Raw genomic sequence first — 14,299 nt, forward strand, 5'->3', positions numbered from 1 at the left:
TCATTACTCCAGCGTGAAACGATTTTCGGCATACACATAAAGCGGCCGCCAAATTAAACGATTAAATACCAGCACCAGCAAACACATCATGCCTATTCCCAACGCCGTGCGTGAAAAATTACCTACCGTTGTGTACTCTGTAATGTAAGCTCCAAGGCCCGTTGCCGCTAGCTTTTCCTGCCCCCAACTCGCTACTTCCGCCACGATGCTTGCATTCCAGGCACCCCCTGCGGCCGTGATAGCGCCGGTGATGTAATAAGGAAAAATACCCGGCAGCAACAAGCGGCTCCAGCGCAACCAGCCACCCACACTCAGATTGTCCACTACCTGCAGCAAATCCTTGGGCAGCATGGAAGCGCCCGCGATGACGTTAAACAAAATATACCATTGCGCGCCCAGAATCATGAGCGGCGTCAACCAGATATTGGGGCTTAAATGATAATTGACGATAAACATCACAATAAATGGATAAAAAAGATTGGCAGGAAAAGCCGCCAGAATTTGCGCGATAGGCTGCGCGAGCTGCGCAACGCCCGGTCTTAGCCCTATCCAGACACCCACCGGCACCCAGATCAGAGAACAAAGAATAATCAAAATAAAAACGCGTAATGCCGTCACCAGACCTAACAAAAAAACATGTCCGATTTCACTGAGTGCCAGGTTTTGCCACATGTAATAACCCAAAAACACAACCGCACCGGCGCCCAATATAAAAATAATAGCGTCCCAGAGCAGCGAAATAACCCGGTCACTAACGGTCTTTTCGATTTCTTCTGCTGGGATGGAATAAGGAATTCGCAGCAACCGGACATTCACAAAAGCATCAAACAACCGCGCCATCTGTAGACCCAAATCCCGAATCATGCGGGTACGACGGAATAAGTTGATAACCCAGGATTCTGCCATTTTTTCCGCCGCCTGACTTTCCGGCTTGAATTTTTCCGCCCAGGCAACCAGTGGGCGAAATAGCAATTGGTCGTAAACCAGGATCACCACAAACATGGTGATGACAGCATAGGCGACCGCGCGCATATTGGCTGCTTGAATGGCCACCGCAATGTAGGAACCAATGCCCGGCAATAAAATCTCCTGATTGGAAACTGTGATGGCCTCTGCTGCCACGACAAAAAACCAGCCGGCTGACATGGATGCCATGGTATTCCACAACAATCCCGGCATGGAATAAGGCACTTCAATACGCCAAAAACGTTGCCAGGCAGAAAGATGCAGCATCTTCGCTGCCTCTTCCACTTCGGAGGGAACGGATCGCACTGTTTGATAAAAACCAAACGCCATGTTCCATGCCTGGGAAGTAAAAATCGCAAAAATAGCGGCACATTCCGGCCCCAGCATACTGCCTGGAAAAAGAGCAATGAAACCGGCGACCGTCACGGACAAGAAACCCAGGATGGGAACAGATTGCAGGACATCAATAGTAGGAATAATAATGCGTTCAGCGCGAGGGCTTTTAGCTGCCCAAGTACCAAAAATAAACGTAAAAAGAAGTGAAAAAAATAGAGCAATCAACATGCGCACTACCGTACGGGCAGCATACAGAGGCAGCGCAGAAGGATGGAGGGTGATGGGAATGGCCTCACCCAATTGGTAAGGCGTCGCCATTTGCTTGGCGTTCCACCCGAATAAAGTAATGATCGCAAGCACTAGTAACAAAGCAATGATGTCCCAGTAATTAGGATACAATCTTGCCCTGTACGCTGTCATAAATGTGTTGCGAAGAAAGCTCATGGCGCTCAACCGCCTCTTATTTTTACTGTCTACTGCCTGTATTTAAAGTCAGTTTCGCGCCGCCAAGCGTTAGCAAAAACCGCCTCACCGATGGTTATTAGCGGTTTCTTGTCTAGCCCAAAGTACGGCCGCCATCAATATTTAATATCTGCCCCGTGATAAAATCGGCATCCCGCACGAAAAAAAGCACTGCCTTAGCAACGTCCTCAGGACTGCCGGAGCGTAGCAAGGGTGTACGCTCAATAATTTTCTGTTTGTCTTCTTCTGACAGGGCATTATCCCCTTCTGGCCACAGGATTGAACCTGGCGAAATGCCATTGACACGGATAAGCGGCCCTAATTCTTTAGCCAGTATTTTTGTCATCGCGACCAGCCCGGCTTTGGAAATGCAGTATACGGCAAAATCATGCAGAGGCCTGTCAGCATTCACGTCGGTAATATTAATAATCGTTCCCTGCGTCGCCGCCAAAAAAGGAGCCGCGGACTGAGCCAGAAAAAAAGGCGCCTTCAGGTTGCTGTTCATTAAATCATCCCATGCATAGTCCGTGATTTTTCCAATCGAGGTCCGATAAAAACGTGATGCATTATTCACCAGCACGTCCAGGCGCTTCCAGGTTTCCGCCGCTTTTTGTATCAGCATTTTCCCGCTTTCTGCTTCTTGTAATTCAGCACGCATGACGACAGCAGATTCTTTGCGTTTTTGATTAAGCTGCTCGCAAAGTTTAAACGCTTCTTCTTCTGATACGTTATAATGGAGCACGATATTCATCCCGGCATCATGCAGCGTTCGGGCAATCTCGGCGCCAACTCGTCGTGCCGACCCGGTGATCAGAGCGACCTTCGAAGCTAATGAACTCTTTTTCATGGCACGTTTTCCTTTATGATAAGGCCCAATATTGATTAACATTATAGACACATATGGCAACATCTTCTAACGCATTAATACAAATCCTCCGCCAGGAAATAGAGAAAGAAGACGGACGCATTTCATTTGCGGCATTTATGGAGCGGGCACTTTATCACCCGGCATTTGGTTATTACAATACACCGCAATTCAATCTGGGCAGGGAAGGTGATTTTACGACGGCACCCGAGATTTCCCCGCTGTTCGCTCGCTGTTTTGCGAGGCAATACATGGAGATTTTTGATGCGCTCAGCACAGGCAACCTGCTGGAACTGGGTGCTGGCACCGGCCGTTTCGCAAGCGACTGCCTGCTTGAACTTGAGCGCCACCGCAGCCTGCCTGACCGTTATTTCATTTATGAAATCAGCGAAACATTACGTCTAAAACAGCAAGCACTGCTTGCATCTACCTGCCCACATCTGCTTCCCCGCGTAGTCTGGCTCAACGAATTGCCTCAGCAATTTGTTGGCATTATAGTGGCCAATGAAGTGCTGGATGCGCTGCCGGTGCACTGCTTTCGTATCGAGGGACATACTGTTAAAGAGCGCTGCGTAGCATGGGGAAAAGACCGATTTATCTGGCAGCCGACGGCACCCACCGTGACAGAGCTGGCAGAAAAAACAATGAAAATTCGTGAACGATATGAACTCGCCGACGGCTATGAGTCAGAATTGAATTTAAACCTGCCACGCTTCATTGAATCCCTGACAGGCGCCCTCGCACAAGGGGTTATCTTGCTCGCGGATTATGGTTATGGGCAGCAGGAGTATTATCATCCGGAACGCAGACAGGGCACCCTGACCTGCTTTTACCAACATCGCCGCCATGACGATCCTTTGATCCTTCCCGGACTACAGGATATTACCGCGCATGTGGATTTTACCCCCGTTGTAGAAACTGCTGTCGCGAACGAATGCACCCTGGGCGGCTATACAACACAAGCAGCATTTCTTTTCGCCAATGGATTGATTGAACTGGCTGAAATAGAAGAAAAAAATCTTTCGCCAGCCGATACTTTCCATCTCCATCAAGCCATCAAACAGCTTACACTGCCCACAGAAATGGGCGACCGCATTAAGGTCATGGCCCTTTGCAAGAACATGGAACATCCTCTCTCGGGTTTCAGTTTACTAGATAGAGGACGCGATCTCTGAATTTGTGTATAATTGCGCCCCGTTTTAATAAAAAGCAGGTTACAACAACACAGGCACCTCCCACGGGGCTGCCGTACAAACAGAGGAATAGCAAGTGGTCCGTTTTGCCAGTCTAGCGATACAAAAAGAAGAGCTTTCTTTTTCCGCCGGTCATTTCACCATTTTTTCAGCGACTGAGCGTGAACAACTGCATGGGCATAATTATTATGTCAGCATTGAATTTCTTATAAAAATTGAGCATAACGGCCTGTCCTTCGATTACCGCCACTACAAGCGAAAAATGCTGACACTCTGCGACCAATTAGACCGGCATTTTCTCCTCCCCAGCCAATCGCCCTATCTCAGACTTGAAGACAGTGGAGAATACTGGATTGCCCATTTCAACCAGCGCAAGCTTCCTTTTCTTAAAGAAGACATTGTGCTTTTACCCCTGACCAATATCACCATTGAAGAATTGTCTCACTGGTTTTTACAAAAAATACTGGATGATTCAAAGCAGCTTGCCGAGCACAGCATTCACGGCGTTACAGTAAAAGTCTATAATGGCCCGGGTCAATCGGCAGGTGCAAGCTGGGACAAAAGCGCATCCTAGTTACTGCATCTTCTCCTGCAAATCCATTTCACTCGAGTAATTCTTTCATAGTAAGATTGTCGCGCCGGGACATTCTTTCATATGGAATAGAACATGAAAAAATCAAGCATTTTTGTTGGCTCGCTTTCCTTATTTTCTCTTCTATCGGCTTGTTCTCCGATTGATTCGCTCAAGCCATTTGACCAGCAGCAAGCGGCAATACTCATGCAGCAACGCGGCGCAGCCACTCCTTCAAAACAAATGGTGAGCCTCTCACTACCACAGAAAGAAGCGTGGAAAAAAACCCGATTCACACCCGATGAAACCAGCGCTTTAGTCGTTCTTGTACCGAAGCAACAAACCCCTGCGGATTTTAGTGAAAGCATTCAGGCAAGAGTCCTTCCCTACGAATACACGCCTGATGTCACTGCAAAAAAATATGTGGACGCAGAAATAGCTTATGCAAGAAAAAATTGCCGGCAAACGGAAGCCAGCCTACTGCGTGATACCGCACAGGAAGTCATTTACCGCATGAAAATGATCCAGTGCCACAATAGTCAAGATCAATGGCAAATAGGCAAAGTATTTAACGGCGTGGATGGTGTTTATTCAGTGCGCTATGTGGGCGACGCCGGCAGCATATCAGAAAAACACTTTATGCAAATGGCACAAGTCATCAGTACAGCAACATTGGTAGGTGATCCCAGAGCAGGCCTTTAAGTTTAGCGCTCTTTGCTTAACATGATTAATTCACGATTAATGGAGAAACTCAGCAAGGTTCGAATAACAACAATGATCGCCAAAAGCCCGACGGCGTAATAATCCGGTGTTGTCGTTGTACCAATCAGATCTGCTGCTACAATAAACTCTAATCCCAAAATCAGGATGCGGCCCAAATTGAGCCTGATATCATTCACTTTAGTGCCTTTTTGGATCAACTGGCCGGTAAGGATATAAAAAAGGTATTGAACCAAGGCAATGGCCACACCCGAAATGATAATAAGAATACCAATCGTTGAAACCGTTCGTTGCATGAAGACGAGAACTGTGTGAATTATTTGCCAATCCATTGACAGACCTTTCTCTTTCACCTAACCATGCTCTTATCTTAAAGGTTATTTGTCGGCAACAGCAATAAAAACTTCATTAACTCTGGGCAAACCAGCAACTAAGCAGCACGACTGCGTTGACACTTTCCTTTTCAGCGACACCAGTTTTAAGACTTCCTTAAGCAAAACTCGCTTATGATGTGAGTTCACCCAAGGATCAATTTTAAAAACGGAAAGGGAGGAGGTTTGCACATGGGACAACCGCTTAAGAAATTTATTCCACTCGCCACGACTGAGTTAATTCAACGTGTCAATATTGTTCGATCCAACTATAAAAATAAAAATCCATCCAGGCTGGAGTTGATTGAAATACTCGACACCTTTCAATCCCTGGTCGGCTCAATTGGGCAGGATGAAACGCGATCAGAAACAGAGACGCAGGAAATTGCCATGGGAGCCTGGGTTTACTGCCTTGAAATTATCCTACAGGAATACTACCTGCTTTCACCCGAACACAAACCAGGCTACGTTTTTAACACTGGCAGTACGCTGTACAGTATCTTACTGGAACAACTGGATATTAATGAAGAAAACTTACTGGAAGATCACGATAAACTGCGTTATCTGGAAAAATTTTATTACTACTTTTTAAACGACGAAAATGTAGATATGGGTGCAGCTGAAGCATTAGAAAAAAAGCAGCTTTCACTATCCAACATCAAAAAACAATCCATTGAATTAATGAAAAATATTTTAAAACGGATGAGCACAGAGATAGCCCATACAGTCAATGCCATCCCAACCGAACAATCCATCGATAACCAGATGTCCCATTTGCACACGGATTTTAAAAAAGACGAAGAAAAAGGCAAATATCCCTACCCTTTTTCCCTATTTCAGTCACAGAATGAAAATCACGAATTCCTGACCCAGCTCGCCGAAGCTCTGACGCATATTAAGGTTGTGGGCGAAGAGAACCTCCCCCCTAACACCATGAGTCGCGCCCAAAAAATAAAAATGGGTCTGCTGTTATATATCATGCTGCTCATCGAAAATGAATATAGCTGGCGAAGCCCAACCAATGACCCGCTCTACGTCCGATGCAGCAAAATGCTGAATGTCGCTTGCGTTAAAAATTATAACCACAGCATCAAATTAGCCTGTATATCCGCTTTAGAAACATTTCTATCTGATAAAGACTGCCCTGTTTATTTAGAAAATTATGGCCGACAGAATTTTAAGGATAAAAATTTATTACAAGACGTTGACGCAAAACTGATTGATCTGCGTAAGGGATTAGAAAACAGCAGACTCAATCTGCAAAAATCGCCGCCCACTTCCTGGCCCATTACTAAAACAATGTATGGGATTGGCGAAATGATTGGTGCAGCACCCGGTTACGGATTGGGCTACGTCGTGGGATACACGGCAAGCGAAACCAATAAAGCTGTACCCACTAAAATAGCACTAAGCAAAGGCGTCAGTTACATTGGCACTGCTTTTTTTGGCCAAACCAGCGGCTGCCTGGGTTTTCTGGCTGCAGATTTTATCGTCGCCTCTACGCTAACACGCGCCTTTGCAAAGGTATTTGAGCAAATCGGAAAATTATTGGGCGGTGCCACTTTGGGCATGGTTGGGTTGACAGTAGAATTGTCATGGAGTGGACTTCAAAATCTATGCAATTATTTTTTCCACTTGCATACCAAAATCGATGACCCTGAACTCATCAGCAAAGTCGACCCGGAAATAGTAAAAACCCTCGCTGGGCTTCCTCTCGCGGCTTTTGACAAGCAGGAACATATTAATCGCTTGGTATATGGAGAATCCAATCTCAATTTTGACGCTGGACAGGATGACGCGGTCAGACGTAATTTTGTATTTATGTAAATTAGCGCTCCCTATGGGACTCGAACCCATGTTACCGCCGTGAGAGGGCGACGTCCTAACCACTAGACGAAGGGAGCAAGGCATGAAAGAGCGCGTATTATTACGCAATTTTTGGGCTTTGGTAAGCGGTTTTTCATTTATCGAGGCAGGTGATAACCGGTCTCTCGTCGAGACTCTCTTCCCCGGGAAAAAGATGGTCAGCACCCCATTCTGCCCATGAACCATCGTATAGTGAATGTTCAGTGTGACCCATGAGATCCAGCATGAAATCCAGAATGGATGCCGTCATGCCTGAACCGCACATCGAGATAACAGGATAATGCAAATCCACGCCAATGCCGGTTAATTGTTTACGTATTTTTTCCATCGGCTTAAAGCGTCCATCGGCCTCGAACATGGTCATATAAGGAAAGGAATAACTGCCCGGTATGTGCCCTGAGCGCAAACCCTGACGCAGTTCTGGGCCACCGGCATAACGCACAGGATGCCGCATATCTACTACTTGCTCTGCGGGATGATGCAAATTGGTTTTCATCTGCACTAGCGTGCGAATCAAGTGAGCTTCAAAATTCGTTTGGTAGATTTTAGATGAAATATGCTTTGCCTCGCCGACTTCAATTTTTCCACCGTATCGCTCCCATACGGAATAGCCGCCATCTAATATATACAGCAGGTTGGGATTATGCCCGAACACTTTAAACATCCATAAAGCACGGCAACTGGTGTGATTATCACTATTATCATAAAAAATAACTTTATGTTCTTTGGTAATGCCGAGTGCGCCCATTTTTTCACTGATCAAGGCCTCATCACGTATCAGCATATTAGGCAGGCTGGATTCCTTGTCATGAAAAGCATCCAGATCAAGAAACCGTGCGCCCACAATATGGGTCTTTAGAAACTCTTCCCGGGCATCACGGCCAGTGACGGGCAGGTGCGAAGTTGCATCCAGCAGAACGACATTCTTCTGGCTTTTTCGGAATTTGTCTAACTGTGCGGCATTAATCAACCAAGGCATAAATTTTCTTCATTATAATGTTACCTCACCGGAGCGGGCCTTTGGCCAGAACCTCGCCCATTCCTATTGGAAATCCATATTACTCCGGTGAGCGTTGTGACTACAACCAGTAAACAAATACAAACAGAAATAACCAGACCACATCCACAAAGTGCCAATACCAAGAAACGGCTTCAAACGCAAAGTGGTGTTCGGGCTGGAAGTGACCTTTAAGGCAGCGCAAGAGAATAATGAAAAGCATAATGATACCGATGCTTACATGCATAGCGTGCAATCCCGTCAGGGTGAAGAAAGTCGTGCCGTAAATACCGCTATGCAAGGTCAGCCCAAGCTCGGTGTAAGCCTCAATATATTCATGTGCTTGAAAGCCTTCGAAGATAAGCCCCAACAAAATGGTCGCAATCAGACCAATAACAAGCTGCTTTCGGTTGTCTTTCTTTAATCCCCAATGTGCCCAGGTAACAGTGACGGCGCTAGTCAATAAAATGAGGGTATTGAGCGCCGGAATGCCCCAGGTTTCAATCACTGCTTTAGGCCCTACAAATAAAGCAGGATCCGGATTGGTCAAGAGAGGCCACTCAGCCTGGAAGTGCGGCCACAAATACTGGTGGGTAGCAGGTCCTTTGGTCATTAGCAAATCCCTGGCAAATTCAAACGGCGCAGCGCCCAGCTCAGGGATGGTAAAAAGCCGTGTATAAAATAGTGCGAAGAAAAAAATGGTAAACAAGGCGACTTCGGACACAATGAACCAGAGCATGGCCCACCGATAAGTTCTGTCCATTTGCGGACTGTGTAACCCCTGCAGACTTTCATGGATGACATGGCCAAACCAGCCAAACATGGTCGTCAGCAAAATAAGCACTCCGAATCCTGTCAGGTAGGGCCCAAAACTGCCTCCGTGGAGTATCTGCACGAAACCCAATACCGTGCAAAAAAGCCCAATGGAGCCAACAATAGGCCAGAAAGAAGGCTCGGCGATATAATAATATTTAACTAACTGATGTTTTTTCATGTCTTGTCTCATTACTGTCATTGAATTATCCCTTGCTCGCTTCGTTTGGCGTAGCATCAAATAGAGTATAGGCCAAGGTGATTACTTGTGTCTCTTTTGGCAAGTCCTTGTCAATCTGAAACAGCAAGCCCATTTCCCTGCTTTCACCCGCTTTCAGTTTTTGCTGATTAAAGCAGAAACATTCAATTTTGTGAAAATGGCTGATTGCTTCCGTCGGTGTCATCGCAGGAATGGCTTGTGCGGTCATGTTTTTCTCGGTGGGATTTTTGGCGTAAAAATACACTTGCACTTTTTCACCCGGGTGGACTTTGACTGATTTAGTGCGCGGATAAAAGTCCCAGGGCATTCCCATATGATTCGTCGCGGTAAATTGCACCGTGATTTCGCGAGACATATCAATATTCTTACCCAATGCTGCCGCAACACTGGGTTTAGTCAATTCCGTGCCTGCTACCGATGTAGTGTTAATACCCGTTTTTTTGCAGATCAGTGTATAAAGCGGCACCATCGCAAAACAGAATCCAAACATGAGTACGGCGACAATACCGCCGATGATAAAAATTTTGCGGTGTGATTTCTTCTCCACCATTGATCTGCTTCCTTATGGTTGAACATGTTCGAATTTGTCATCCGCTTCCGTTTTGATTTCACCAAATTTGGGCGGCGTGGAAAAACTGTGATAAGGAGCAGGTGATTCAAGCGTCCATTCAAGGCCATGCGAAGCTTCCCATACACGCGCATCCGCTTTTTTACCTTTCCCGAACATGGTAGCCAGCACATTATACAGGAAGATAAATTGGGCAAATCCAAGGATGAAAGCACCAATGGTGGCCATCATATTAAATTCCGTATACTGCACGGCATAGTCGGTAATACGCCGCGGCATACCCGTGAGGCCCAAAAAGTGCATCGGGAAAAACGTAATATTGATCGCGATGACAGTCAGCCAGAAATGCCATTTACCCAGCGTTTCGTTGTAATAACGGCCCGTCCATTTTGGCAGCCAGTAATAAACCGCACAAAAGATAGAGAGCAACGCACCCGCCACCAATACATAATGGAAATGGGCGACAACAAAATATGTATCCTGATACTGGTAATCAGCCGGCACAATCGCAAGCATCAAGCCAGAAAAACCGCCGATGGTAAAGAGAACCACGAATGCAATGGCAAACAGCATGGGCGTTTCAAAAGTTAATGATCCCCGCCACATGGTAGCTACCCAGTTAAATACTTTAACGCCTGTTGGCACGGCAATCAGCATGGTCGCATACATAAAGTACAATTGCGTACCTACCGCCATACCGGCCGTGAACATATGATGTCCCCAGACGATATAAGACAGGAAAGCAATAGCCGCGACCGCGCCCACCATAAATTCATAACCGAATAATTTTTTGCGCGCGAAAGTCGGGATCACTTCAGACACAATGCCGAAAGCAGGCAAAATCATGATATACACCTCAGGATGGCCAAAGAACCAGAACAGATGCTGGTACATTACCGGATCGCCGCCACCTGCTGCATTAAAAAAGCTGGTGCCAAAATGGCGATCAAACAGAATCATGGTCACCACACCCGCGAGCACAGGCATTGCCCCGATCAATAAAAAGGCGGTGATAAACCACGTCCACACAAAGAGCGGCATCTTCATCCAGGTCATGCCTGGTGCGCGCAGGTTAGTGATGGTAGCAATGATATTGATCGCGCCTAACACAGAAGAAATACCCATTAAATGGATAGCCACGATCAGATAATCCGTGCTGGGCGGCCCATAGGTAGAAGAAAGAGGTGCATACAGCGTCCAGCCAAAGTTGGGGCCGGAACCTGGTACAAAAAGGGAAATCGTCAGCAAAGCGAATGCAAACGGCAGGATCCAGAAACTCCAGTTATTTAACCGTGGCAACGCCATATCAGGCGCACCAATCATCATCGGAATCATCCAGTTGGCGAGCCCTACAAACGCCGGCATGATAACGCCAAATACCATTACCAGGCCATGTACTGTCACCAATTCATTATAAAAATTGGGATCAAAAAAGCGCGCGCCCGGCTGAAAAAGCTGAAGCCGAATCAGCAACGCCATGGCGCCGCCGTAAAACAACATAATCAAGCTTAAAATCAGATAAAGCGTGCCTATATCTTTATGGTTGGTCGTAAAAAGCCAGCCCTTGGTCCATGCCACAAAACCATTCTTCATTGAATGATGCGGCGGTGATTCATGCTCATGGTCATGCGCATGGCCATGTGCTTGATGATGTTCGTGGGTCGTCATGATTTCGCTCCCTGTTATTTATTGTTTTTGCCCTGTTTGACCTGATTGACGCGCTGCCTTGATATTCTCCGGCTTCACCAGCGTACCTGTATTGTTACCCCAGGCGTTACGCTCATAAGTCACCACATCAGCAATTTCCTGATCATTCAGCTGGTCTTTGAAAGCCTGCATTGCTGTACCGGGTTTGCCATATAAAACCTGGTGTATATGTGCATCTACCGGCCCTGTTGTGATCTTGCCTCCTTTTAATGCCGGGAAAGTAGGCGGCATACCCGTTCCAGCCGGCTGATGGCAAACGGCGCAAGTATTTAGATATACCTTTTCGCCGCGCTCCATAGCTGCTTTCAGCGCATCGGCAGGCGAAGCAGCAGGCGCTTCAGCCGGTTTCGCTGCTTCTGCAGGCACTGGCGAAACCGATTTCATGGGTTCCGCAGGCTTGGTTGACTCACCTTCCGGTTTGCCTTCTGGCGGAGTCGGTTTGGCAGGCTCTCCTTTGGGTGCCGCTTCCGGTTTGGCAGCCAGCGCCTCATCCATGGATTTGCCGTCACGCAATGCCTTGATTTGTACAGGCTGCACCATCGTCCCTGTGTTATTACCCCAGGCATTGCGCTCATAGGTGATCACAGAAGCCAGCTCAACATCGTTTAGCTGGTTTTTAAACGCCTGCATCGCTGTACCAGATTTGCCGTTAAACACGATATTGATGTGGTCCCCAACGGGGCCTGTTGCAATCTTGCTGCCCTTTAATGCTGGGAAAGTTGGCGGGAGACCGGTGCCAGCAGGCTGGTGACAGGCAGCGCAAATGCGTGAATAAGTCTGCTCACCCTGCTTCATCAATTCCTGCATGGTCCATTGCTTATTAACATCAGCCGCACCCTGTGTCGCTTCGCCTTTTTGCTGGGCCACCCAGTTTTTGTAACCTTCTTCTGTTGTTGCGATAACAACGATAGGCATAAAGGCATGGTTAATGCCGCACAATTCCGCACACTGGCCATAATACGTGCCAGGCTTATCTACCTTGGTCCAGGCTTCATTGATCAATCCCGCGATCGCATCGCGCTTCACACCAAAGTCTGGCACCCACCAGGCGTGATTAACGTCGTTTGAAGTAATCAAGAAACGCACTTTTTTATGAATGGGAATCACAAGCGGATGGTCCACTTCGCGCAAGTAATTTTTGCCTTTCGGCGCTTTATTTTGCATCTGGTCAGCAGGCGTTGAAAGATTGCTAAAAAAGCGGATGCCGTCTTCCATATACTCATATTGCCATTTCCACTGATAACCAGTGATTTTGATAGTCAGCTCATCTTTTTCATAGTTATTCATATTGAGCAGCACTTTGGTTGCCGGTATCACCATCAATACAAGAATAATGACAGGCACAATGGTCCAACCGATTTCAAGCCAGGTATGGGAATGAAAATCAGCCGCTTTTGCGCCGCGTGATTTGCGATGATAGATGATGGAATAAAACATGACGCCAAACACAACGAGTCCGATAACAACACAGATCCAGAAAATCGTCATGTGCAATTCATAGACGTCATGGCTAATAGGCGAAACGCCCCGAGTTAAATTCAGTGTCGTGTCCGCATAGGCCGCGCTACTTGCGGCAAGCAATGCAAACAAGGTAGATTGTACGCTTCGCACGCTATCTCCTTCCGTGAGTTTACGGTTTAATTATCGTTAGGGTTAAATTTAGTTTGGCGAATTATAGCTACACTTTTCTTTGATTAAAACCATGGGAATAAAAAAATATGCAAGATATGAATAACAACAACGACATTAACACTGTTCTGGTACGCGATCTTCTTAAGGAAAAACGCGCAGATCGCCGTTGGAAAAACATTCGTTTTATTGCCTGGTTCGCATTATTTGCCTATTTGATTATCGCTACTTTCAGTTTTCTGGGCAAAACACCCACGCCTGCCGGCATCGTCAATGGCAAATATGCTGCGCTGATTCGGCTAGATGGCATGATTGCACCAGGCAGAGATCTTTCCGCTGATGAACTACTTCCTGTTATGCGTGAAGCTTTTGCAGACAAAAACGCGGTAGGTGTTGTGATTAACATCAATTCACCCGGCGGCACCCCCGTGCAGGCAGCCATTATTCACGACGCCATTATTGCCTATAAAAAGAAATATCACAAAAAAGTGATCGTAGTAGGCGAAGATCTTTTAACATCAGGCGCATATTATGTCGCTGTCGCAGGAGATAAAATTTACGTCAACCCCAATACCATTACCGGCTCAATCGGCGTCATCATGAAAGGATTTGGATTCGTTGATCTTATGAAAAAAGTCGGTGTTGAGCGGCGTGTTTATACAGCAGGCGACAACAAGGACCGTCTCGATCCTTTCCTGCCTCAGACCCCGGCGGATCTGGAAAAAATCAAGGAAGTGATGACTGAAGTGCATCAGAATTTTGTACAGGCGGTTATTGAAGGACGCAAGGGCAAGCTAAATGGCGATCCAAAACAGCTGTTTAGCGGTGATTTCTGGTCAGGCCAGACAGCTGTCAAACTGGGCCTGGTAGATGATCTTGGTAATCTCATGGAAGCCATGAACAAGGAATTCAAGACCACGGAATACAAGGAATACGGCCCTTCAGCCAATATCTTTCGTATGCTAAGCGGTCAGTTAAGCAGCGCCTTTGAATTATTTTATACTTACGCGTAATA

13 protein-coding genes and 1 tRNA gene are annotated in these 14,299 nt (G+C 46.7%); 5 read left to right on the forward strand and 9 right to left on the reverse strand.

Annotated elements, in window-relative coordinates; all coding sequences use genetic code 11:
* Positions 1-3: 3 nt before the first annotated feature.
* A complete protein-coding gene (locus AQUSIP_RS09125; RefSeq protein ID WP_170131829.1) occupies positions 4-1,746 on the reverse strand; it encodes an ABC transporter permease in 1,743 nt (580 codons plus the stop codon).
* Between the two features lie 112 nt (positions 1,747-1,858).
* Positions 1,859-2,611: a pteridine reductase gene (locus tag AQUSIP_RS09130; protein WP_114834717.1), complete on the reverse strand. Its 753-nt coding sequence runs from the start codon at positions 2,609-2,611 to the stop codon at positions 1,859-1,861.
* A gap of 53 nt (positions 2,612-2,664) precedes the next feature.
* Between AQUSIP_RS09130 and AQUSIP_RS09135 the strand changes: the two genes are divergently transcribed.
* The 3 genes from AQUSIP_RS09135 to AQUSIP_RS09145 all read left to right on the forward strand — a co-directional run bounded on the left by AQUSIP_RS09135 (position 2,665) and on the right by AQUSIP_RS09145 (position 5,095).
* On the forward strand, positions 2,665-3,804 hold the full coding sequence (locus tag AQUSIP_RS09135; RefSeq protein ID WP_114834716.1) for a class I SAM-dependent methyltransferase: 1,140 nt from the start codon (positions 2,665-2,667) through the stop codon (positions 3,802-3,804).
* 94 nt (positions 3,805-3,898) lie between these two features.
* The gene (locus AQUSIP_RS09140; protein ID WP_114834715.1) at positions 3,899-4,396 is read left to right on the forward strand and encodes a 6-pyruvoyl trahydropterin synthase family protein; all 498 of its coding nucleotides are present in this window, start codon (positions 3,899-3,901) and stop codon (positions 4,394-4,396) included.
* A 93-nt stretch (positions 4,397-4,489) separates the two neighbouring features.
* The gene (locus AQUSIP_RS09145; RefSeq protein ID WP_114834714.1) at positions 4,490-5,095 is read left to right on the forward strand and encodes a hypothetical protein; all 606 of its coding nucleotides are present in this window, start codon (positions 4,490-4,492) and stop codon (positions 5,093-5,095) included.
* A 2-nt stretch (positions 5,096-5,097) separates the two neighbouring features.
* On the opposite strand, the gene AQUSIP_RS09150 is transcribed toward AQUSIP_RS09145, so the two are convergent.
* The gene (locus tag AQUSIP_RS09150; protein WP_114834713.1) at positions 5,098-5,445 is read right to left on the reverse strand and encodes a DUF1622 domain-containing protein; all 348 of its coding nucleotides are present in this window, start codon (positions 5,443-5,445) and stop codon (positions 5,098-5,100) included.
* Between the two features lie 231 nt (positions 5,446-5,676).
* Between AQUSIP_RS09150 and AQUSIP_RS09155 the strand changes: the two genes are divergently transcribed.
* On the forward strand, positions 5,677-7,311 hold the full coding sequence (locus AQUSIP_RS09155; RefSeq protein ID WP_114834712.1) for a hypothetical protein: 1,635 nt from the start codon (positions 5,677-5,679) through the stop codon (positions 7,309-7,311).
* 5 nt (positions 7,312-7,316) lie between these two features.
* Here AQUSIP_RS09155 and AQUSIP_RS09160 read toward each other — a convergent pair.
* The 6 genes from AQUSIP_RS09160 to coxB form a co-directional block, all read right to left on the reverse strand.
* Positions 7,317-7,388: transfer RNA gene (locus AQUSIP_RS09160), tRNA-Glu, on the reverse strand.
* Positions 7,389-7,444: 56 nt separating this feature from the next.
* Positions 7,445-8,329 carry a sulfurtransferase gene (locus AQUSIP_RS09165; RefSeq protein ID WP_114834711.1) on the reverse strand — a complete coding sequence of 295 codons (885 nt, stop codon included), beginning with the start codon at positions 8,327-8,329 and terminating at the stop codon, positions 7,445-7,447.
* A 100-nt stretch (positions 8,330-8,429) separates the two neighbouring features.
* Complete coding sequence (locus tag AQUSIP_RS09170) at positions 8,430-9,341, reverse strand: cytochrome c oxidase subunit 3 (protein ID WP_114834710.1); 912 nt, start codon at positions 9,339-9,341, stop codon at positions 8,430-8,432.
* Between the two features lie 25 nt (positions 9,342-9,366).
* Complete coding sequence (locus AQUSIP_RS09175; protein WP_114834709.1) at positions 9,367-9,930, reverse strand: cytochrome c oxidase assembly protein; 564 nt, start codon at positions 9,928-9,930, stop codon at positions 9,367-9,369.
* Between the two features lie 12 nt (positions 9,931-9,942).
* The gene (gene ctaD, locus AQUSIP_RS09180) at positions 9,943-11,541 is read right to left on the reverse strand and encodes a cytochrome c oxidase subunit I (RefSeq protein ID WP_114834729.1); all 1,599 of its coding nucleotides are present in this window, start codon (positions 11,539-11,541) and stop codon (positions 9,943-9,945) included.
* 93 nt (positions 11,542-11,634) lie between these two features.
* Positions 11,635-13,266: a cytochrome c oxidase subunit II gene (gene coxB / locus AQUSIP_RS09185; protein ID WP_114834708.1), complete on the reverse strand. Its 1,632-nt coding sequence runs from the start codon at positions 13,264-13,266 to the stop codon at positions 11,635-11,637.
* A 107-nt stretch (positions 13,267-13,373) separates the two neighbouring features.
* On the opposite strand from coxB, the gene AQUSIP_RS09190 reads away from it, so the two are divergent.
* A complete protein-coding gene (locus AQUSIP_RS09190) occupies positions 13,374-14,297 on the forward strand; it encodes a S49 family peptidase (protein WP_114834707.1) in 924 nt (307 codons plus the stop codon).
* Positions 14,298-14,299 lie beyond the last annotated feature (2 nt).

Source organism: Aquicella lusitana, from assembly GCF_902459475.1.
Lineage (GTDB): Bacteria > Pseudomonadota > Gammaproteobacteria > DSM-16500 > DSM-16500 > Aquicella > Aquicella lusitana.

Coding starts and splice junctions, on each gene's coding strand:
- AQUSIP_RS09175 (WP_114834709.1), bottom strand. CDS start 9,930: ATGGTGGAGAAGAAATCACACCGCAAAATTTTTATCATCGGCGGTATT.
- AQUSIP_RS09150 (WP_114834713.1), bottom strand. CDS start 5,445: ATGGATTGGCAAATAATTCACACAGTTCTCGTCTTCATGCAACGAACG.
- AQUSIP_RS09170 (WP_114834710.1), bottom strand. CDS start 9,341: ATGAAAAAACATCAGTTAGTTAAATATTATTATATCGCCGAGCCTTCT.
- AQUSIP_RS09135 (WP_114834716.1), top strand. CDS start 2,665: ATGGCAACATCTTCTAACGCATTAATACAAATCCTCCGCCAGGAAATA.
- AQUSIP_RS09130 (WP_114834717.1), bottom strand. CDS start 2,611: ATGAAAAAGAGTTCATTAGCTTCGAAGGTCGCTCTGATCACCGGGTCG.
- AQUSIP_RS09155 (WP_114834712.1), top strand. CDS start 5,677: ATGGGACAACCGCTTAAGAAATTTATTCCACTCGCCACGACTGAGTTA.
- AQUSIP_RS09190 (WP_114834707.1), top strand. CDS start 13,374: ATGCAAGATATGAATAACAACAACGACATTAACACTGTTCTGGTACGC.
- AQUSIP_RS09145 (WP_114834714.1), top strand. CDS start 4,490: ATGAAAAAATCAAGCATTTTTGTTGGCTCGCTTTCCTTATTTTCTCTT.
- AQUSIP_RS09125 (WP_170131829.1), bottom strand. CDS start 1,746: ATGAGCTTTCTTCGCAACACATTTATGACAGCGTACAGGGCAAGATTG.
- ctaD (WP_114834729.1), bottom strand. CDS start 11,541: ATGAAGAATGGTTTTGTGGCATGGACCAAGGGCTGGCTTTTTACGACC.
- AQUSIP_RS09165 (WP_114834711.1), bottom strand. CDS start 8,329: ATGCCTTGGTTGATTAATGCCGCACAGTTAGACAAATTCCGAAAAAGC.